Raw genomic sequence first — 19,205 nt, 5'->3', positions numbered from 1 at the left:
CTACCGCGTGAGGTGTGCCGTACCCACGGCCTTGACGAAGAGGGCCTGCATGGCCGCGTTGATATCGCCACCGGTATCGACCTGGAAAAACAGCCCTGGAGAAGCGCAATTCTGCATGGCTGTCGATATGGTCGGCTGAAAGGGTGCGACGTATTGATTGTAAAAGCCGTTCGTTGGCAATGGATTGTAGGTCGTATAGAGGACCGCTATCCGGATGCCGCGGTTTTTGAGCGGTGTGCAGTAATCATATTGGTGTCCAACGGTCGTGATCGTTCTGCCGTTGTAAGTCATATTTTGACTGCCATAACCGGGATACTGCTCGTCGATGAGCCCGTCGGTCACGATAAATAGAACTTCCTGCGGCGTGTCGCCCGACGCGTTGGTGCCCTTCCCCGGGTTGGGAATGTAGGCACTGTTGACCATCGCTTGGTCGAATTGAGTATCAGTATCATTGTTGCAATTGGTTGCAGTTAAGCAACCATTGCTGTAGACTTGGAGCATCTGGATTTTGCTCGTATCGCTTTTGGCTGACGCAAGATTTGCAGTCAGATTTGTAATCGTATTGAACGATTGATCGAATGTATAAGTCGCAACGCGATAGACGGCTTTATTGCTCACTTCTGTGTTGGCTGCGGTCTGTATGAGATTGGAGGTCGCCTGTTGGACAAGGTCGATCCGTAGCGTGACACCGAGTTGGCGTGCGAGGGCATAGTTGTCTTCCCCACCGGGGTTGCCGGCCACATCGCTTTGGGTTGGGTTCGTCTCATGGCACGCGAAGGCGCAGCCACCCTGTTGCTGCGTGTGCGCGACCATGGTGTTGATGTCGTTTTGATTGGCTGCGATGCCCATCGACGGTGAAGTGTCCAGAAGCAGATAGAAATCGATGTTGGGTGCCGTGGAACTCGAGACACTTGATGTGCCGCTGATCGGCATGGATTTCATCTTCAACAGATTCGCAAAGGCGTTCAAGGAATTGCTGGAGAATTGGACCGTCGTGACACGGTTGATGGTGCCGTTGGCCGATGTCGTATCCGAAACCGTGATGGAGGGTATCGTCCCGCTCGTCCCCCTAACGATACCGGCCTGCGCGTTGAACATGGTGACCGCTGCGGCTTGAGCAGCCGTCGATTGCAGAGCCATTCCGCTGGGCGACGTAGTCATCAGCGCTGCAGCATCGGCGATGGCCCTGAGCTGGGTCTGCCGGCGCCCGGCGAATGTGTAATCCAGGGACATGCCGAGGACGCCAATGATCGGCAGCGAGGCAAGTGCAAAAATGATCGCAACGGTGCCTCGCGCGTCGCGAATGAACCGCGCGAGCAGGGATGGCGGCATGTCGTGTCCGATGCATTCGAGAGGTTCGCGGCGGAGGCGCGGGTTAACTGCCGGTGTACGAAATCGAAGCGACGGAGCGTGGGCTCATATAAAGCGCGCTCGATATCGCGAATGGCCCCGTGATCTTGTACCCGATGGCCGGGGTAAAACTGTATGTCACGCTGGCAAGGACCACCGAAGCATTTGGCAAGCATACGCCGGCGGGGAGGATCACGGTTAGGCCAGGGCTCAGGGCGGTCGCGTTCAGGCCTTGGCTCCACGTCACGGTCGCCACTCCGGCCGGAGAGACATAAAACTCTGTGAGCACGATGCTCAGTGATGACGTATTGAATGGTGCCATGACCTGAGAAGAGGCGTTGAGCACCGTCGACATGTCGGTTTTCGTCATGGTCGAGTACTGTGTCGCCAGATCCGCAACGGTCCTGGCGGTCCGTGTGACCTTGCGATATGCGGACGCCGCCTGAGACAGTTGGTATCCGCCTAAAACGATCAGCAGCAAGAGCGGCAGAATGAGCGCGAACTCGGTTGCTGAGACGCCGCGGCGGTCGCCGACAAGGCCTTTATATGCGCTGGGTCGAAGGCGCCGTCTCATTGATAAGGCTCGTTTTTGAAGACCGCAGTCGCGAGTAGCAGATGTCGGTTCGCTTGCTGATTTGCGATGTTGAAGCCCAGGGTTCCCGCCACGGGTAAGAGATACATGACCCGGATGACAACGATGCTGTTTGCGCTGCCGAGATTAAAGGACCACTGGTTGCTGACCTGGCCGGCCGCGTTGTAGGTGATCGTCGGCGCAGATGTGTTGGAGTTGGAAAAGCTGCTGTAGACTTGAGCATCGACCATGACGTTCGAACACGATAGGATCGAAGGCAGGTTTCCACACAGAGCAGCCAGAAACTGTTGCTGCGTCATGCCCGAGACTTGGTCTGTGCCGGTGAGGACCGGGCGCGTGACTTTCTCCGTAGCAATCTCAAGGGCAGACTGACACAGATAGACAAGTCCAAGTTGCAGGGCTGCAATCAGCAGGGCGAAAAAGGGTACCGCCACGAGGGCGGTCTCGACCGCTGTCGCACCGGAACGGTCGTGCCGGAAGATCCGCCCGAGTTTCTGGATTGCGGATCGGAGACCATGGATAGCCCCGGGTGGCGAAGGGAAAAGCATGACAAGGGCAATAAAAGCTACAGACGTGCTCTCGATCAGTTAAGCAAGCAGGAAATCTATAAAGTGTTAACTTGAAATTAGATTCGTCCGTTTCCATACGGAGATTGAACAAAAATACGTGATTATCGGGCGATACAACTTATGGGCGAATGGCGCTGCAGTCCTGAATGCCTCTGAAGCCGGTGCCGACATCCGGCGTGAAATTGGTGACCAGCTGCTTCAGTCGCCGGATCTGCAGCACGCCATACCGACGAACCACGTCTTCCCGCGACGGAACCTCGGCTCGGATACACCATCACCCGATAGGGCTCGGCGACGGTGGCACTGTTCGTCGCCAATCCGAGAGCGAGGCGATCTGTTCATGCGTCAAGCATTTGCGCGGCACGGCATCGATCGCCATCAGAGCTTGGGATGCCCGAAAACCGTGCGCTCGGCGTCGAACCCGCCTAGTGGGTCGCGGTTAGGGGGTATTGCGGTAGTCGGAGCGTTCGACGCTGAGCATATCGACCGTATAAAGGATGACGAGAGCGCCCTCCGCCGTAGCGGAGACCGGTCCGGCGCAAGAGAGCGCGTCAAAACAACAGCTCTGAGGGCTACGCCAAGGCATCGACGACACCGTTGACCAAGTTGAAAGTGAGCAGGAAATCCGGCGCGAACTCCGTGCGCACCACGGGCTCCCGCTGGATCTCACGGCGCAGGGTTTCGGCCCCCGCCCGCGGGGCTGCGATCGCATCGGCGACCGATACGGCGTCGAAGACGATGTGAGACCCGCCCTGCAGCTGAGCGAGCTGCCCGGGATCGGGATGAACCGTTCGGTCGTGAGGATCTCCCGGATCGCACCCTCGCTGTCGTGCGCCGCGACGGTCAGGCGTTCGGGAAACAGACAGATCAGGGGCTCCACCGCAGACAAAGCGCGGTCGGTCTTCGGCAGGGCGAAGGGCGGCGCCACCGCGATCACCACATCGTGGCGGCCCGCCATCAGCCCCTCGTGCAACAGGGCCGAGGAGCCGGCCTTCAGGGCGTGGACCTCGGCGAGGATGCGCCACGCTGGTCGCGGTCAGTCCCTGGGCGCGCGCCGCCGCCGCGACCGACCCACGTTCGGCGGCGACGAAGGTCACCAGAAAGCGCGTCTCCAAACCAGGCCTCCGGCTGGCTCTGAAGCCATCGACACCGAACTCATCACCGGTTCCAGCTGCGGTTACAAGGTGTGGGACAAGCCCACCGCAGGCGCTTGCTGCGCCGACAGGAAAAACCATGCGCAGCGTCTTCCACTTGGCCTACAACGTCCGCGACCTCGATGAGACGCGCCGCTTCTATGGCGGGGTTCTGGGCTGCCAGAAGGGCCGGAGCGCGGACCGGGGTCGATTTCAATGTCTTCGGCCACGCGATCTCGCTTCACCTGGGCGAGCCGTTCGCCGTAGCCAGCACCGGACGCGTCGGCGGGCATCTCGGGCCGATGCCGCATCTGGGTGCCGCCCTGAAACTCGAGGGCTGGAAGGCGCTCGCCGCGCGTCAAGGCCAGGAATGTCGCCTTCGTGCTGGAGCCCATGGTCCGCTTCGAGGGTCAGCCCGGGGAGCTGGGGACGATGTTCTTCCGCGATCCGTCGGGCAACCCCATCGAAATTAAGGGTTTCCGTTCCCTCGACGGATTATTCGAAGCAAATTGATCCGGGGCACAACGGGCATTTATCGTCGTTCGATCGAACTCTGCTCGACAGGGAGTGCGCCGTCTCGATGCAGCCGGTGCGCGGAAAGGATTTTCTATTGATTTGAAAATATATTCCTTGACTGGCGGGCTTAATTGATCTCGCGTCCGGCACGAGCTTTGCTATTATCAGAACGCCGATAATTAGCGGCCGTGCAAGGCTTGGGGGGCATGCGCTATGATTACGGATACTCCGCAAAGCGCCGTGCCGATCGTCGGCGAACGCGCGTCCGATCCTTACCGCAAGGTGATGCTGCGGCTGATCCCGTTGCTGATGTTGTGCTACGTCGCCGCGTTTCTGGATCGCGTGAACGTTGGCTTTGCGAAGCTGACGATGCTTGGCGATTTGGGGTTCAGCGAAGCGGCCTACGGGTTCGGCGCGGGTCTGTTCTTCTTGGGGTATTTCATCTTCGAAACCCCGAGCAATCTGCTCATGCACCGCATCGGTGCGCGCCTGACCCTGTCCCGCATCATGATCCTGTGGGGGATCATCTCCGGCGCCTTCGCCTTCGTCCAGACCGAATGGCATTTCTACACGCTGCGCTTCCTGCTCGGCGCCGCCGAAGCGGGTTTTTATCCCGGCGTGATCTTGTACCTCACCTATTGGTTCCCGGCCGTGCGGCGCGCCCGGGTCGTCGCTTTGTTCATCTGTGCCATCCCCCTGTCGGGGCTCATCGGCGGGCCGCTGTCCGGCTACATCCTCGCGACGTTCCACACGGCGGGTGGTCTCCACGGGTGGCAATGGCTGTTCCTGATCGAAGCGGTGCCATCCCTGATCCTCGGCATCGTCATCCTGTTCTGTCTCGACGATGATCCGGCGCAGGCGGCTTGGCTGACGGCGGCGGAAAAGGGCGTCATCGAGAGCGACATCCGTGGGGATACCCCGCAACCGGGCGGGCACGGCAGCCTGTCTCAGGTTCTGTCGGGGATCGTCGCGCTGCTGTCGCTCATCGCCTTCTGCCAGGCGATCGGGCAGTACGGCTTGTCGTTCTGGTTGCCGACGCTGATTGCGCAAGCCGGTGTTCAGGGCCTGCTCGCCATCGGTCTGTTCAGCGCCATTCCGTTCGGCGTCGCGATCGTCTGCATGCTTCTGACCGCGCGCAGCTCGGATCGGCGGAACGAGCGTCGCTGGCATCTGGTCGTGCCGTTCCTGGTGGGTGCCATCGGCCTCGCCACGAGCACGCTCTTCGCGGGGAACGTCACAGCCTCCCTGGTGGCGCTCTGCGTGGCGGCCGGTGGCTGCTACACCGTGACGGCCCTGTTCTGGATCCTGCCCCCGCTCTTCCTGTCGGGCGTGGAAGCGGCCGCGGGCATCGCCGTCATCAATTCCATCGGCGCGCTCGCCGGCTTCGTCAGTCCGTTCGCCGTGGGCTGGATCCGGGAAACGACGCACAGTACCAACGGAGGCATGTGGGCCACGAGCGCCTTCATGATCCTCGGCGCCGTTCTCACGATGCTGATGCCACATTGGAAGGGCGGGCATCGCTGAGCAGCCGTTTCGCGGCGGCGGAAGAGAAAACCCGCACTGACACGGCCGCGGTATCGAGGTAACGCGCAGCCCGGCTCAAGCCGAAGCCGTAGCAACCGCCTCCTCCGGTGAATCAAAGGAGGCCCTGCAAGCCTTCCCGATGCAGAAATAGGCCGACTGAGGCGCTATCCACATCCGGTTCTGGGGAGACAGATCGGGGTCATAGCCCCGTTCGACGCAAGTCGCCGCTGAGCGGTGACAAGGACTTAGGTAGGTATAGGGGGCAATGGCGGAGACGGAGGGATTCGAACCCTCGATACCCATTTCTGGGTATGCTCATTTAGCAAACGAGTGCCTTCAGCCGCTCGGCCACGTCTCCGGCGCTCTGGATCTAGAAGGTCGGCCCCGGCGGGTCAACCCGATCCTGGCGCGCCGCGGCGAGGCGGCGGCGCTCGACGTGCTTGGCGATGCGCAGATGCCGTGAAATCGCGTAGTTCATCGCCGTCAGGAAGCCGTAGGTGCCCCGCACGAAGTGGCGGCGGCCCAGATAGGCCTTCAGGAAATTGCCCGGCAGCTCGACGAAGACGCGCCAGCTCGGAATCACCACCCCCCGGGCCTCCAGGTCGTCGGCCTGCTGGTCCGAGTAGCGGTTGAGCTTGTCCAGCTGGTCGCCCAGGGAGCGCACCGAGAAATGGTGGATCACGCCCTTCAGCCGCCCCGCCGTCACCCCCGGCTCCAGCGCCACCCGGTCGTGGACTGGAGAGGCGGCGTAGCGCCCCCGGTCCTTCCGGTAGAGCCGCACCGGCGTCAGCGTGTAGGCCAGCGGATGCGGGCGGGCCTCACCGGGAAACACCTCGGCGATGCCGATCCGCCAGGCTGGCCGGGGTGGCTCTCCGGCCGCGAACAGGGCGCGGATCTCCCGGGCGAGCGCCTCCGGTACCACCTCGTCGGCGTCGAGGTTCAGGAGCCAGACGTGGCGGCACTGCTCCTCGGCGAAGCGCTTCTGCGGCCCGTAACCCGGCCACGGATTGTGGATGACCCGCGCGCCCAGCGATTCCGCCAGCGCCAGCGTGCCGTCCGTCGAACCCGAATCGACCACCACCAAGTCGTCGGTCAGGTCGCGCACCGCCCGGATCGTCGCGCCGATCCGATCCGCCTCGTTGTGGGCAATGAGGAAGATCGACAGGGGGAGGGCCCCCGTAGCCCCCGCAGCCGGCATGCCCCGCGATGGGCCGCTCACGCCAGCCAATCCGGCACCCGGTCGAGGGCGATGAGGGCGTCGACGTCGAGGCGTGGCCGCACCACGGCCGCCCGGTCGCCCCGCACCAGGACCTCCGGCACCAGGGGCCGCGTGTTGTAGGTGCAGGACTGGACCGCCCCATAGGCACCCGCGCTCATCACGGCGATCAGGTCACCCGCCTTCACCGCGGGCATCTCGCGGTTGCGGGCGAGGTAGTCGCCGCTCTCGCAGACCGGGCCGACCACATCGGCGACGAAGCGATGCGCATCCGGCCCCGGTTCTGTCACGGGGCGCAGGCCGTGATAGGCCTCGTACAGGGTCGGGCGGATCAGGTCGTTCATCGCCGCATCGACGATCACGAAGATACGCCCCGCGCTGTGCTTCACGTACAGCACCCGGGTCAGCAGAATCCCGGCATTGCCGACGATCATCCGGCCGATCTCGAAAACCGGCCGTAGGCCGAGCGGCGCGAAATGCGGCCGCAGGGTCGCCGCCAGGGCGGCCGGGTCCGGGGGCGGGGCGTTGTCGTCCCGGTAGGGGATGCCGAGGCCGCCGCCGAAATCGATGTGGCGCAGGGGATGGCCCGCGGCCATCAGGTCCCGGGCGAGACCGGCGAGCAGCCGGGCCGCGTCCGCGAAGGGCGCCAGATCGGTGATCTGGCTGCCGATATGCATGTCGACCCCGTGCACGGCGAGGCCCGGCAGGGCCGCCGCTGCGGCGTACACCGCCGGGGCCCGGGTGATCGGGATGCCGAACTTGTTCTCGTACTTGCCCGTGGAGATCTTGGCATGGGTGCCGGCATCCACGTCCGGGTTCACCCGGATCGAGACCGGCGCCGTGAGGCCGAGGTCGGTCGCGGTCTCCGACAGGACCGCTAGCTCCGGCTCGCTCTCGACATTGAAGCAGAAGATCCCGGCCTTCAGCGCCGCCTCCATCTCGGCGCGGGTCTTGCCCACCCCGGAGAAGACGATCTTGCCGGGATCGACCCCGGCCGCCAGCGCCCGCTGGAGCTCCCCCCCCGAGACGATGTCCATCCCGGCGCCCTTCGCCGCCAGGGTCCGCAGCACGGCCTGGTTCGAGTTCGCCTTCATGGCGAAGCAGACCAGCGCGTCGTCTCCCGCGAAGGCCTCCGCGAAGACGCGGTAATGCCGCTCCAGGGTCGCGGTGCTGTAGCAGTAGAACGGCGTGCCGACCTCCGCGGCGAGACCCGTCAGATCGACGTCCTCGGCGTGCAGCCGGCCATCGCGGTACTGGAAATGGTGCATCTCGGCCGTGTCTCGTCTGGCGCCGGGGCAGGCTGTTTCCCGTGAAACATCCGTCCGCGCGGTGCGGCGTCCCGGCCCGCCCTCTGGCGCATCATCGTCAGCCGGAAGCCATCCCTCGGGACGATGCTCTACAGCAGCGGATCGAGAATGAAAGGTTCCTTCGGCACGCGGTAGCCGCGCCGGGCGCCCCGGCTCGTCTGTACCGGCGCATCGGTCCCACCCGGCGGCACGGCTGCCACGGACAGCTCGTCCCCGGCGCGCACGGAGGCTGGGTCCGGCTCCGGCGCGCCGCCGCCGAGGCCGACCGAGACCGGCAGGGTCCGGCGGCCGTTGACCGTGTCCGAACCCGCCTGGGCGGAGGGGGCTGCCGCAGGGGCGGCGGTCTGGGGCGGTTCCAGGGCGCCGCGCCGCCCGCAAGCGGAGACCGCTAGGGCGATGAGGCCGGACGCGGCGAAAAGCTTCAGGGTGGGGTTCGACAGCATCGCGCGAGGGTCCGGCGGGCTCGGCACCGGCACGCAGGGCGCCGGCGGGAGCCCAACCTTAGCCGTTACAGCACGGCGGCGCGAGCGCGCCGCCGCAACAGGGCAGAGGCGCCGGCCTCAGCCGCGGCGTTCCTTGCTGCCCTGCGAGCCCTGCCGGCCCTTGGCCGGCGCGCTCTGCTCCTGCTCCGCCTCGTAGGCGTCGATCGCGCGGCGGCAGTTCTCGCTGAGCTTCTTCCAGTTTTTCTGGAAGCAGGCATCGGTCGCCGGATCGTCGGGAGCCAGGTTGCCGCAATAGGTCAGGTAATCGCCGGTGCAGTACTTCTTGAGGGTCTCGTTACCACGCTTCGTCTGCTGCGCCGCCGCCGGCAGCGTCAGGACAGTGGCCGCCGCGAGGGCGAGGACGATTGGCTTCAGGCGCATGGGTATCCGTACCATCTGTCGGAGCATGAGAAGTGCAGAACGCGTCGGCGCTGCGATGGGGCCTTGGCGTGGTCGAAACAAGGCGGGCAATGCAGGTTTCGGCGTCGGGCCCGGCGGGAGAACCCGCTTAGACCCGCTCGGGCTGCGCGACCGGATAGGCGGCCCGGGGCATCCGGCCCTGGCTCGTCAGGGCATCGGCCACCTCGGCGATTCGGCGGCGCAGGTCCGCGTTCTCTCGCTCGATGCCGGCGTGACGCTCCGATTGCCGGTCCGCCACCGTCAGGGCCAGCGCCTCCTCGGCCGCCCTGAGGCTCGCGCGCAGGTCGTCGCGCTCGGCCGCCACAGCCGCAGCATCCGGGGTGGCCGCAGGATCAGTCGTGGAACCGGTCGCCTGCCGCAGACCCAGGAGCGTATCGAGGAGGTCGGCATGGGCCTCCTCCAGCGCCTGAAGCGTGGCGAGGCTGGCAGTGCCGTCCTCGCGGGCGAGGGCGAGTTCGGTCTCGAACTCCCGGGTCTTGGCCTGGACCTGGGCGATCTCGGCGTCCCGGGCTGCGACATCGCGGGCCAGCGCGGCGACCCGCATCGTCCCCGCGCCGAGCGCGGCCATCTCGGCTTGGCGCTTCGCCTCGGCGGTCTCCACCCGGCGCTCCAGGCGGCGCTGCTGGACGGCGAATTGCGCGCGCAGGAAGTCGCGCTCGGCGGCGACCTCGGCCGGCGACAGGGGCAGGCGCGCCTCGACCCGCCGCCGGGCGAGGCGCGCGGCGCGGGCGTTGAGCGCCGGCAGCAGCAGGAGGCCGCACAGGCTCGCCGCCAGGAAGCCCAGCGCGAAGATCATCACCGCTTCGATCACGAGGGAACAACCCGCGCATCCGGCCGGACGACCCGGCCCGTCTCCACTCTAGCCCAGGTTGATCGGAAGCGTGAAATCCGATCCTCGCGTCGATCCATCAGAACGGGTTCCAGGTCGGCTCCCGGGTGAACTTCAGATAGCCGACATTGATCCCCAGCCGGGCGCCGACGCCGCTGCGGATCGGCACCACGATGATCCGGTCGTTGACCACCGCGGTCATGCCGAAGCCGCCGACGAGATAGGCCGAGCCATCGACGCCCGCGAAGCGGCGGTACAGGTCGCGCACGTTCGGCAGATTGTAGACCAGCATCATGGTGCGCGCGCCGTCGCCGCCAACGTCGAAGCCGAGCGACGGTCCCTGCCAGTAGATGCGCCGCTGGCCGGCATTGCGGGTGTAGAGGGTGCCCTCGCCGTAGCGGACACCGGCCACTACCGCGCCGCCGCCCTCCTGGCCGAGGATGTAGCCGTTCGGCTCGCCCCAGCGCCGGCCCGCCTCCTCGACGGTCAGCGCGAGGCCGCGGGAGACCGAGCCGAAGAACCGGTGGCCCGATTCCACGATCTCCCCGGGGCGGAAGGTCTCGGGTGTGTCGGGATCCTCGCCGCGCGCCAGGGCGGTCCCCGGGAGGCCAAGGGGCGCGCCGAGCGCCAGGGCGAGGCCCGCGCGCAGCAGGTGGCGGCGGTCGGGGCCGCGATCGTCTCGTGCCGTCATCGTTGTCTCCTCGCCCGGTTCGATTAACGGTTCGTGCGATGGACCTGTGCCGCTCTCGTCCCGCCGGGCTGGCACCGGCTGCGGCCCGGGAGCCCTCATCCGTCCGGGCCTCACGCCCCGCTCCTGCGCGGGTGGATGAGTCGGACCAGCTTCCGGGGGAATTCGCAAGATGTGGTTAACGCGTCCCGATCCCGCACCCCGGGCCCTGCACCGGCCGGGCCTGGCCGGCGCACTCGCCGTCTGCGCGGCCCTGGCCCTCACCGGACCGGCGGCGGGCGATCCGGCGGGCGGTCCAGCGGGCAGTCTGGCGGGGACGACGATCGCGCTGTTGACGCTCAACGGTTTCGATCCGGTCAGCTACTTCCTGGAAGGCGGGCCGCTTGCCGGGACAGGGCGGTTCGAGCTGACCTGGGGCGGCTATGTCTGGCGCTTCGCCAACGGCGCGAACCGCGAGGCCTTCCGGGATCATCCGGTCGCCTACGCCCCACGGCTCGGGGGTTACGACGCCGCCGGGGTCCTGGAGGGCCGGCTGGTGGATGCGGATCCGCTGATCTTCGCAGTGATCGGCGAACGGCTCTACCTGTTCCGGGATGCGGGCCGCCGCGCCCGGTTCCTGACCGAGCCCGGCCTCGCCGGGCGGGCGGAGGCGGCCTGGCCGGGCCTGCAGGGCCTGTTGGACCGGCCGCCTACGACGCCGCGGTGATGGCCGCCGGCGTCCGGCTGCGGGTCCCGCAGGCGCCGGGCAGGGTGAGGCACGGGGCCAGGGAGGGGTCGCCCAGGGCGGCGAAGGGCCCGTTGCGGTGCTCCAGCCCGTGCTGACCGTAGCGGATCGGGCCGCCCCCCGGCACCACCACGCAGCCCCCGGCGGCGGCCACGATATGATCGCCGGCCGCCGTATCCCATTCCATGGTCGGGCCGCAGCGCACGTAGATGTCCGCCTCGCCGGCCGCGATCAGCCCGAATTTGAGGGCCGAGCCGACCTGACGCGTCTCCAGCACCGGCAGGGACGAGAGGCAGATCGCCGTCTCGGCGTCGCCGTGCCGGCGGCTGCCGAGCGCCAGGAGGCCGGCCTCCGGCACCGCGCGGGCATGCACCAGCCGTCCTGCGCCGGGCCGTCCCGCGGTCACCGGCGCCTCGACGGCCGCGGAACCCGCCCACCAGACCCGGCCAAGACCGGGCGCCGCGAGTGCCGCCGCCACCGGGCGCTCGCCCGCCACGAGGGCGATGTTGACCGAGTAGTCCGGCGTTCCGGCCAGGAAGTCGCGGGTGCCGTCGAGGGGATCGACGAGAAAGAAGGTCTCGGCCGGCCGCAACGTGCCGCCCTGCGCGTGTGCCTCGGCCACGCGCTCCTCGGCGACGACCACGATACCCGGGAATCGCTCGGCCAGGGCGGCGACGATGAGATCCTCGGATTCGACGTCGGCGGCGCTCGACGGGGTGCCATCCGGCTTCAGGGCGTGGGGGCAGGGGGCCCGGTGATAGCGGCGCAGGATCTCGCCGGCCGCGCAGGCGATCTCGGCGAGCGCCGCAGCGATCCGCTCGCGCTCCGGTCCCGAGATCGTGGCCGCACCCGTCATGGTTCCTCCCAAGACCGCTCTGAATGCCCGACCCTGCGCGCGATGTCGACCGTTTGCGCCACGAAGCGGAGGCGGATCCGCTTCGGAGCCCGGTATCCACGCCGGAAAGGTATCGATCCCGATGCGGCGACGGGCGAGGTCGGTACGGAGACGGCTCACGGACGGCCCGCCAGCCTCACGGATTGCCGGATCCGCGCGAGCAGGGCCTGGCTCCGGCGCCGGTGGCGGCGCAGGTCCGCGGCGAGGCTGCGCGCATCCGGCAGGCCCACCGCCTTGGCGATCTGCCGGGCGGCGGTCTCGGACGGCTCAGCGGAGGGGGCCGCCATCACCAGCCGCTGCCATTGATAGACCGCGTCGAGGAACCCGTAGGTCTCGGCGAGGGCGTCGGCCGTCTCGGGGGGTAGCAGGCCGCGCGCCGCCGCTCCGTGGAAGACGGCCTCCGCGCCGAGCCCGATGCAGTCCGGCCAGTCGTGCGCGTGGCTCAGCACGACAGCCTGGGCCAGGAAATCGAGGTCGAACAGGGCGCCGGGGGCGAGCTTCAGGTCGTAGGGGCCGGCATGGCCGCGCTCCTGTGCGACGAGCGCCCGCATCGCCCCCGCCTCGGCGCAGACTTGGGCCGGCGCGCGCGGTTGGGATAGAATCGCGGCGATCTCGGCCATGACGGTCGTCCCCAGGCCGGAATCGCCCGCCACGATCCGGGCGCGGGCCAGCGCCATGTGCTCCCACGGCTCCGCCGCCTCGCGGTGATAGGTCGCAAAGCCGCTGAGCTGCACGGCCGGGGGACTGTGGCTGCCATAGGGCCGCAGCCGCAGGTCGACCGCGTAGAGCCGGCCGCGCCGCGTCGCCGTGGTGAGCGCCGCGGTGAGGCGCTGGGCCAGCCGGTTGTAGGCCACGACTGCGTCGAGGGGGCGCGGGCCGTCGCTGGTGCGGTCCTCGGGATCGAAATCGTACAGGAACACGAGATCGAGGTCGGATTCGGCGCTGAGCTGGCGTGATCCGAGGCGGCCGAGCGCCAGGACGCAGCACCGCCCCTGCGGCACCGCGCCGTGATCCTGGGCGAAACGCCGTTCCTCCGTCTCTAGGCTCAGCGCCACCGTCGCGTCGGCGACGGACGCGTAGGCCTCCCCGGCCTGGCGGGGCGTCAGGATGCCCGAGAGCAGGCGCGCGCCAGTCACGAAGTTCATCTGCCGGGTGGCGTCCCGGCAGCGGTCCAGGAATTCCTCGTGGCTCGCCGGCTGGCCGACCAGGGCCCGGTACTGCGCGCGCACCACCTCCGGATCGGGGCTCGGCGTGACGAAATCCGGGTCCAGCACGGTATCGAGGACGTGCGGGCTCAGGCCCACGATGTCGGCGAGGCGCGGCGCCGTGCCCAGGATGTCGGCGAAGAGCAGACGCAGCCGCTCGTGCGCGCGCAGGATCGCCAGCAGCTCCGCCACGGCCGGCATCCGCGCGAAGGCCCGGTCGAGGGCGAGCAAGGCCGCGTCCGGATCGGCGGTGCCGCCGAGCGCCCGCAGCAGCGCCGGCAGCATCTCGGCGAGGATCTCCCGGGCTCGGGCCGTGCGCAGGGCCGGGCGGCGGCCGCGGTGCCAGCCCTGCACGGTCTCCCAGGCGCGCTCCGGCTCGCGGAATCCGAAGGCGGCGAGCCGCGCCAGGCTTTCGGGCTCCGGCGCCTCGCCCTCGCCGAAGATCAGCCCGGCTTCGGCGGCGGGATCCTCGGCCTCGAACAGCAGGGCGTAATGGGCCTGGACCCGCCCGGCCTGATGCAGGAACGCCGTCTCGAAGGATGCCAAATCCGGGAATCCCGCGAACAGGGCGAGCCCGGTCAGCGCCTCGGTGCCGGTCGGCAGGCGCTGGGTCTGCTCGTCGCGGACCATCTGGATGCGGTGCTCCAGGGTGCGCAGGAAGCCGTAGGCCTCGGTCAGCTCGTCCCGCGCCTGTGCGTCGATCCACCCTGCGGCGGCGAGGCCGTCGAGCATCGCCACGGTGGAGCGGCCCCGCAAGTCCGGCTTGCGGCCGCCGAAGACCAATTGCTGCGTCTGGACGAAGAACTCGATCTCTCGGATGCCGCCGCGGCCGATCTTGATGTCGTGGCCGGCCACCGCGATGGTCTCGTGGCCGCGGACCATGTGGATCTGCCGCTTGAGGGCGTGGATCTCGGCGATCGCCGGGAAATCGAAGTGCCGCCGCCAGATGAACGGCGCGAGTTCGGCCAGGAACGCCTCCCCGGCCGGGATGTCGCCGGCGATCGGCCGGGCCTTGATGAAGGCGGCGCGTTCCCAGTTCTGGCCCAGCGTCTGGTAGTAGTCGAAGGCGAAGCCCGTGGAGAGGGCCACCGCGGTGGAGCCCGGGTCCGGCCGCAACCGGTAGTCGATGCGGTGGACGTAGCCCTCGGCGCTCCGGTCGGACAGGAGCTTCACCAGCCCCTGCGCCAGCTTGACGAAGAACGGTTTCGGATCGCCGCTGGTCGCGGCCGCGGCGGCAGCGTTCTCGTAGAAGATCACGAGATCGATATCGCTCGAATAGTTCAGCTCGCCGCCGCCGAGCTTGCCGAGCCCCAGGACGATCAGCCCCGATCCGGCCTGCGGTGCCTCCGGATCCGGCGGCCGGAAGCGCCCGGCCGCCATGCCCTGCCGCAGCAGCGTCTCGGTCGCGGCGCTCACCGAGGCGTCGGCGAAGTCGGACAGCGCCCGGGTGACGGCCGCGACGTCCCAGCCGCCGCCGAGATCGGCCAGCGCCACGAGGAGCGCGTGCGCCTCCCGGTTGGCGCGCAGCCGCCGCCCGACCTCCGCGAGGTCGGGATTGGCCCCGCAATCGGCCCCGACCGCGCGCTGGCGGGCGATGATGTCCCGGCTCGCCACCTCCGGCGGCTGCTCCAGCAGGGCGACCAGGCGCTCCGGCGACCGCCGGCAGGCCTGCCAGAGGAAGGGGGAGTGGTCGGCGAGACCCAGGAGCAGGTCGCGGCAGGCGGGCGTCAGGAAGCCCGGCGGGAGAGCGGGGGCGATCTCGGCGAGCCGGGCCTCCGCGGTGTCCGGATCCGCGACGCGAAGGCGAGGGTGGAGCGTATCGCGCAGGGTGGCGGTCGGCATGGGGCGGGTTCAGGGCATGCGGGATCCGTCGCGGCCGGACCCGCGGACCATGGGGCTAACCCGGAAGCCGACGTCGCGTTTCATGCCGCGTGTCATGCCGCATCCTCCCTGGCGCGGCCGCGAATCGCGTTGTCGAGTCGAGGCCTTGATCACCGATCCGTCAATCCCGGTAACGCTTTTCAAAGGCCGGCGTGGCGTTTATCCGAGCGGACCGGCCGTCGCCCCCGATCCGTCCCGCCGCGCGGACTCCCCTGGGCGACGTGTACGCCGGATGCGGCGGTCGACGAACGGCCGCCAGTCGGGGCCCCGGCCCGCAGACGCCCGAACCAGATCCGCCCGGAGCGCACCATGTCGTCCCCGAACTCGCCGACCCTGACCCTCGACGGCCTCGACCTCGCCGCCCTTCTCTGCTCCCGTGTCTGCCACGACGTGATCAGCCCCGTCGGCGCGATCGTGAACGGGCTCGAAGTCCTGGAGGACGACCAGGACGAATCGATGCGCACCTTCGCGCTGGAGCTGATCGGCAAGAGCGCCCGGCAGGCCTCGGCCCGGCTGAAATTCGCCCGCATCGCCTTCGGGGCCGCGGGATCGGCCGGCGCCTCGATCGATCTGGCCGACGCCGAGAGCGTCGCCAAGGGGATGTTCTCCGACGACAAGACCAAGCTGACCTGGAGCGCCCCGCAGGCGCTGTTTCCCAAGAACAAGGTCAAGCTGCTGCTCAATCTCGTGATGATCGCCACGACGGCGATTCCGCGGGGCGGCGCAATCGATGTCGTCGTCTCGGGTGACGGCGAGGCGCCCACCTTCGTGTTCAAGTCCAAGGGCTCCCATGCGCGCATCCCGCCGCACGTGGAGGAGCTGATGGCCGGCAGCCCCGAGAGCGGCACGGTCGATGCCCACGGCATCCTGCCGTTCTATGCCGGACTCGTGGCGCGGGCCGCAGCCATGAGTGTTCGATTCGCGATTCAGGATGACGAGGTGACAATCACGGCCGCGCCGACAGTGATCGAAGGATCGGACGAACCCTCCGGAGAGGCTTCGGACACGGCACTCGCGTAAAATTCTGAAAAACTCCGGCGCGGGGATGGAATGGAAACGCTTCCCTAACCGCGCCCGAGTAAGTACGGTGCGCGAGACTTTCTCCCGGTTACGAGTAGCGCCTATGGACGACCTGCTTCGCGAGTTCCTGACAGAGAGCGGCGAGCATCTCGACACGGTCGATGCAGAGCTCGTCCGGTTCGAGCAGGACCCGAACAACGAGACGATTCTTCGGAATATCTTCCGACTCGTCCATACGATTAAGGGAACCTGCGGCTTTCTCGGGCTTCCCCGGCTCGAAGCCTTGGCGCATGCGGCCGAGACCTTGATGGGGCGGTTCCGCGACGGGCTGCCTGCCACCTCCGCCTCGGTCACGCTGATTCTCCTGACGCTGGACCGGCTGAAGGAGATCCTGGCCGACCTGGAAGCGACCGGTACCGAGCCCGCGGGGTCGGACGACGACCTCATCTCGGCCCTGGAGCGCATGGCTGAGGGGACGGTCGAGGCGGAGCCGGCAGCCGCGCCGGAGCCGGTGCTGCCCGAGCCGGTGGCCCGCGAGCTGAAGCCCGGTGAAGTCTCCCTGGACGAGCTGGAGGCCGCCTTCCTGGCGGCGCCCGGACCGGACGAGGCGGACCAGGCCGCACCCCCGGTCGCAGCCGCCCCCGTCGCCCCGGCTGCCGCCCCCGTCGTGAGCGAGGTCGCCCGGGTCGAGGCTGCCGAGCCCGCCCGCGCCGAGAAGGCCGACGGGATCGAGGGCGAGGCGGCGGCCACGGGTGAGGCGTCCGCGGCCTCCAAGAACCAGACGATCCGGGTGAGCGTCGAGACGCTCGAGCACCTGATGACCATGGTCTCAGAGCTGGTGCTGACCCGCAACCAGCTCCTGGAGATCGCCCGCCGGCACGAGGATTCGAGCTACAAGGTCCCGCTGCAGCGCCTGTCGCATGTCACCGCCGAGCTTCAGGACGGCGTGATGAAGACCCGTATGCAGCCGATCGGCAATGCGTGGCAGAAGCTGCCGCGGGTCGTGCGCGACCTCTCGGCGGAACTCGGCAAGCAGATCGACCTCGTGATGGTCGGCGCCGAGACCGAGCTCGACCGGCAGGTCCTTGAGGTCATCAAGGACCCGCTGACCCACATGGTCCGCAACTCGGCCGATCACGGCCTCGAATCGACCGCCGAGCGCATCGCGGCGGGCAAGCCCGCCCGCGGCACGATCCGGCTCGCCGCCTACCACGAGGGCGGCACGATCACGATCGAGATCGCGGACGACGGCAAGGGCCTGAACCTCGCGGCGATCCGCCAGAAGGCGGTGCAGCGCGGGCTCGCCTCCCAGGCCGATGTCGACCGGATGACTGACGCGCAGGTCGCCAAGTTCATCTTCGATGCGGGCTTCTCCACGGCGGCGGCGGTGACCTCGGTCTCGGGCCGCGGCGTCGGCATGGACGTGGTCAAGACCAACATCGAGACCATCGGCGGCCTGATCGACATCGCCACCACGGCGGGCCGGGGCACCACCTTCACCATCAAGATCCCGCTGACGCTGGCCATCGTGGCGGCGCTGATCGTGCGGGCTGGCGAGCACCGGTTCGCCCTGCCGCAGGTGGCGGTGCTGGAGCTGGTGCGGGTCGATGCGGGCGCGCAGCGGGTCGAGCGGATCAACGGCGCGCCGGTGCTGCGCCTGCGCGAGCGGCTGCTGCCGATCGTCTCGCTCACCGGGCTGCTCGGGCAGTCGGAGGCGGGCGCCGAGACCGAGCAGGCCGGCTTCGTGGTGGTCGCCCAGGTCGGACGGGAGCGCTTCGGCATCCTCGTCGACGAGGTCTTCCACACGGAGGAGATCGTCGTGAAGCCGATGTCGGTGAAGCTGCGGCATATCCCGATGTTTGCCGGCAACACGATCCTCGGCGACGGTGCCGTGGTGCTCATCGTCGATCCGAACGGCGTCGCCCGTCAGGTGGCGCAGGGGGTCCAGGGCAGCGGCGGCCACGTGGAGGCCGACGACGACGCGGCGAACGAGGTGGCCGACTCCAAGACCACGCTCCTGGTGTTCAAGGGGGGGCAGGGCAGCTTCAAGGCGGTGCCGCTGTCGCTGGTCACCCGCCTCGAGGAGATCGAGTGCGCCAAGGTCGAGTGGCTGGGCGGCCGCGCGCTGATCCAGTACCGCGGGCGGTTGATGCCGCTCGTCCCGGCCGATCCGGCGATCGCGATCAAGTCGGAGGGGACCCAGGCCCTGGTGGTGTTCTCCGACGGCGAGCGCGCCATGGGCCTCGTGGTCGACGAGATCGTCGATATCGTCGAGGAGCGCCTCGACATCGAGATCGCAGCCGACCGCTCGGACCTGATCGGCTCGGCGGTGCTGCGGGGCCGGGCGACCGACATCATCAACATCGCCCACTTCCTGCCGCTGGCCTACGACGACTGGGCGCGCGGCCTGAAGCGGCCCGAGCGTCTCTCCACGATCCTGCTGGTCGACGATTCGGACTTCTTCCGCGACATGCTCAGCCCGGTGCTGAAGGCGGCGGGCTACCAGGTGGTCACGGCCTCGAGCGCCGACACCGCCCTGGCGGCCCTCCACGCCGATCCGCAGATCGAGGTGGTCGTCACCGACCTGGAGATGCCGGGCCGCAGCGGCTTCGACCTCGTGGCCGCGATGCGCCGGGCCGAGCCGCGGATCGCCGGCCTTCCGGTGATCGGCCTCACCGGTGCGATCGGAGCCGACGCGGTGGAGCGGGCTCGGTCCCTGGCGATCGCCGATCTCGTGGCGAAGTTCGATCGGGCCGGCCTGATCGCGGCGCTGACCGAGATCGGTGCCGGCACGGTCTCGAAGGCTGCCTGATCCCCGCGCGGCCCGTCCCGATCGAGCCGCCCCAAGACGATC

The 19,205-nt window shown here is 68.2% G+C and carries 15 protein-coding genes, 1 tRNA gene and 1 pseudogene; 5 read left to right on the top strand and 12 right to left on the bottom strand.

Annotated features, from left to right (window positions below):
• Genes BLQ49_RS12640 through BLQ49_RS12630 form a run of 3 tightly spaced genes read right to left on the bottom strand, consistent with a single transcriptional unit; the run spans position 1 to position 2,490 of the window.
• Positions 1-1,332, bottom strand: a complete 1,332-nt coding sequence (locus BLQ49_RS12640) for a TadE/TadG family type IV pilus assembly protein (protein ID WP_091716271.1) — start codon at positions 1,330-1,332, stop codon at positions 1-3.
• Between the two features lie 43 nt (positions 1,333-1,375).
• Positions 1,376-1,924 carry a TadE/TadG family type IV pilus assembly protein gene (locus BLQ49_RS12635; protein ID WP_091716270.1) on the bottom strand — a complete coding sequence of 183 codons (549 nt, stop codon included), beginning with the start codon at positions 1,922-1,924 and terminating at the stop codon, positions 1,376-1,378.
• On the bottom strand, positions 1,921-2,490 hold the full coding sequence (locus tag BLQ49_RS12630; protein ID WP_091716269.1) for a TadE/TadG family type IV pilus assembly protein: 570 nt from the start codon (positions 2,488-2,490) through the stop codon (positions 1,921-1,923). The genes BLQ49_RS12635 and BLQ49_RS12630 overlap by 4 nt, the downstream gene beginning before the upstream one ends.
• Positions 2,491-3,744: 1,254 nt before the next feature.
• Between BLQ49_RS12630 and BLQ49_RS30265 the strand changes: the two are divergent.
• Both BLQ49_RS30265 and BLQ49_RS12620 read left to right on the top strand, forming a co-directional pair.
• A pseudogene (locus BLQ49_RS30265) lies at positions 3,745-4,157 on the top strand (VOC family protein).
• A gap of 216 nt (positions 4,158-4,373) precedes the next feature.
• Positions 4,374-5,684: an MFS transporter gene (locus BLQ49_RS12620; protein WP_091716268.1), complete on the top strand. Its 1,311-nt coding sequence runs from the start codon at positions 4,374-4,376 to the stop codon at positions 5,682-5,684.
• A 266-nt stretch (positions 5,685-5,950) separates the two neighbouring features.
• On the opposite strand, the gene BLQ49_RS12615 is transcribed toward BLQ49_RS12620, so the two are convergent.
• The 7 genes from BLQ49_RS12615 to BLQ49_RS12585 all read right to left on the bottom strand — a co-directional run bounded on the left by BLQ49_RS12615 (position 5,951) and on the right by BLQ49_RS12585 (position 10,629).
• A tRNA-Ser gene (locus tag BLQ49_RS12615) sits at positions 5,951-6,042 on the bottom strand.
• A 12-nt stretch (positions 6,043-6,054) separates the two neighbouring features.
• Positions 6,055-6,882, bottom strand: coding sequence for a glycosyltransferase family 2 protein (locus tag BLQ49_RS12610; RefSeq protein WP_091716267.1), 828 nt, complete (start codon positions 6,880-6,882; stop codon positions 6,055-6,057).
• A 17-nt stretch (positions 6,883-6,899) separates the two neighbouring features.
• On the bottom strand, positions 6,900-8,168 hold the full coding sequence (gene lysA, locus BLQ49_RS12605) for a diaminopimelate decarboxylase (RefSeq protein WP_091716266.1): 1,269 nt from the start codon (positions 8,166-8,168) through the stop codon (positions 6,900-6,902).
• A 128-nt stretch (positions 8,169-8,296) separates the two neighbouring features.
• A complete protein-coding gene (lptM, locus tag BLQ49_RS12600; protein ID WP_091716265.1) occupies positions 8,297-8,650 on the bottom strand; it encodes an LPS translocon maturation chaperone LptM in 354 nt (117 codons plus the stop codon).
• 117 nt (positions 8,651-8,767) lie between these two features.
• Positions 8,768-9,070: a 3',5'-cyclic-nucleotide phosphodiesterase gene (locus BLQ49_RS12595; RefSeq protein WP_091716264.1), complete on the bottom strand. Its 303-nt coding sequence runs from the start codon at positions 9,068-9,070 to the stop codon at positions 8,768-8,770.
• A 127-nt stretch (positions 9,071-9,197) separates the two neighbouring features.
• Positions 9,198-9,920 carry a hypothetical protein gene (locus tag BLQ49_RS12590; RefSeq protein WP_167627697.1) on the bottom strand — a complete coding sequence of 241 codons (723 nt, stop codon included), beginning with the start codon at positions 9,918-9,920 and terminating at the stop codon, positions 9,198-9,200.
• A gap of 97 nt (positions 9,921-10,017) precedes the next feature.
• Complete coding sequence (locus BLQ49_RS12585) at positions 10,018-10,629, bottom strand: DUF1134 domain-containing protein (RefSeq protein ID WP_091716263.1); 612 nt, start codon at positions 10,627-10,629, stop codon at positions 10,018-10,020.
• Positions 10,630-10,798: 169 nt separating this feature from the next.
• On the opposite strand from BLQ49_RS12585, the gene BLQ49_RS12580 reads away from it, so the two are divergent.
• Positions 10,799-11,332, top strand: coding sequence for a YHS domain-containing (seleno)protein (locus BLQ49_RS12580; protein WP_091716262.1), 534 nt, complete (start codon positions 10,799-10,801; stop codon positions 11,330-11,332).
• Here BLQ49_RS12580 and BLQ49_RS12575 read toward each other — a convergent pair.
• Complete coding sequence (locus BLQ49_RS12575; RefSeq protein WP_091716261.1) at positions 11,316-12,206, bottom strand: 3'(2'),5'-bisphosphate nucleotidase CysQ family protein; 891 nt, start codon at positions 12,204-12,206, stop codon at positions 11,316-11,318. The genes BLQ49_RS12580 and BLQ49_RS12575 overlap by 17 nt on opposite strands.
• Before the next feature lie 155 nt (positions 12,207-12,361).
• The gene (locus BLQ49_RS12570; RefSeq protein WP_091716260.1) at positions 12,362-15,292 is read right to left on the bottom strand and encodes a bifunctional [glutamine synthetase] adenylyltransferase/[glutamine synthetase]-adenylyl-L-tyrosine phosphorylase; all 2,931 of its coding nucleotides are present in this window, start codon (positions 15,290-15,292) and stop codon (positions 12,362-12,364) included.
• Between the two features lie 348 nt (positions 15,293-15,640).
• On the opposite strand from BLQ49_RS12570, the gene chpT reads away from it, so the two are divergent.
• Positions 15,641-16,351 (top strand): histidine phosphotransferase ChpT, encoded by a 711-nt coding sequence (gene chpT, locus BLQ49_RS12565; RefSeq protein WP_091716259.1) that lies wholly within the window; start codon positions 15,641-15,643, stop codon positions 16,349-16,351.
• 103 nt (positions 16,352-16,454) lie between these two features.
• Positions 16,455-19,163 (top strand): hybrid sensor histidine kinase/response regulator, encoded by a 2,709-nt coding sequence (locus BLQ49_RS12560; protein ID WP_091716258.1) that lies wholly within the window; start codon positions 16,455-16,457, stop codon positions 19,161-19,163.
• Positions 19,164-19,205: the final 42 nt, after the last annotated feature.

The organism is Methylobacterium phyllostachyos, assembly GCF_900103445.1.
Lineage (GTDB): Bacteria > Pseudomonadota > Alphaproteobacteria > Rhizobiales > Beijerinckiaceae > Methylobacterium > Methylobacterium phyllostachyos.
Note: the sequence above shows the minus strand (reverse complement) of the source record. Positions and strands in the feature narration are given on the sequence as shown.

Excerpts from the sequence above, each read along its gene's own strand:
- lysA (WP_091716266.1), bottom strand. The coding sequence starts at position 8,168 with ATGCACCATTTCCAGTACCGCGATGGCCGGCTGCACGCCGAGGACGTC.
- BLQ49_RS12580 (WP_091716262.1), top strand. The coding sequence starts at position 10,799 with ATGTGGTTAACGCGTCCCGATCCCGCACCCCGGGCCCTGCACCGGCCG.
- chpT (WP_091716259.1), top strand. The coding sequence starts at position 15,641 with ATGTCGTCCCCGAACTCGCCGACCCTGACCCTCGACGGCCTCGACCTC.
- BLQ49_RS12570 (WP_091716260.1), bottom strand. The coding sequence starts at position 15,292 with ATGCCGACCGCCACCCTGCGCGATACGCTCCACCCTCGCCTTCGCGTC.
- BLQ49_RS12620 (WP_091716268.1), top strand. The coding sequence starts at position 4,374 with ATGATTACGGATACTCCGCAAAGCGCCGTGCCGATCGTCGGCGAACGC.
- BLQ49_RS12575 (WP_091716261.1), bottom strand. The coding sequence starts at position 12,206 with ATGACGGGTGCGGCCACGATCTCGGGACCGGAGCGCGAGCGGATCGCT.
- lptM (WP_091716265.1), bottom strand. The coding sequence starts at position 8,650 with ATGCTGTCGAACCCCACCCTGAAGCTTTTCGCCGCGTCCGGCCTCATC.
- BLQ49_RS12610 (WP_091716267.1), bottom strand. The coding sequence starts at position 6,882 with ATGCCGGCTGCGGGGGCTACGGGGGCCCTCCCCCTGTCGATCTTCCTC.
- BLQ49_RS12640 (WP_091716271.1), bottom strand. The coding sequence starts at position 1,332 with ATGCCGCCATCCCTGCTCGCGCGGTTCATTCGCGACGCGCGAGGCACC.
- BLQ49_RS12585 (WP_091716263.1), bottom strand. The coding sequence starts at position 10,629 with ATGACGGCACGAGACGATCGCGGCCCCGACCGCCGCCACCTGCTGCGC.
- BLQ49_RS12635 (WP_091716270.1), bottom strand. The coding sequence starts at position 1,924 with ATGAGACGGCGCCTTCGACCCAGCGCATATAAAGGCCTTGTCGGCGAC.
- BLQ49_RS12630 (WP_091716269.1), bottom strand. The coding sequence starts at position 2,490 with ATGCTTTTCCCTTCGCCACCCGGGGCTATCCATGGTCTCCGATCCGCA.
- BLQ49_RS12595 (WP_091716264.1), bottom strand. The coding sequence starts at position 9,070 with ATGCGCCTGAAGCCAATCGTCCTCGCCCTCGCGGCGGCCACTGTCCTG.
- BLQ49_RS12560 (WP_091716258.1), top strand. The coding sequence starts at position 16,455 with ATGGACGACCTGCTTCGCGAGTTCCTGACAGAGAGCGGCGAGCATCTC.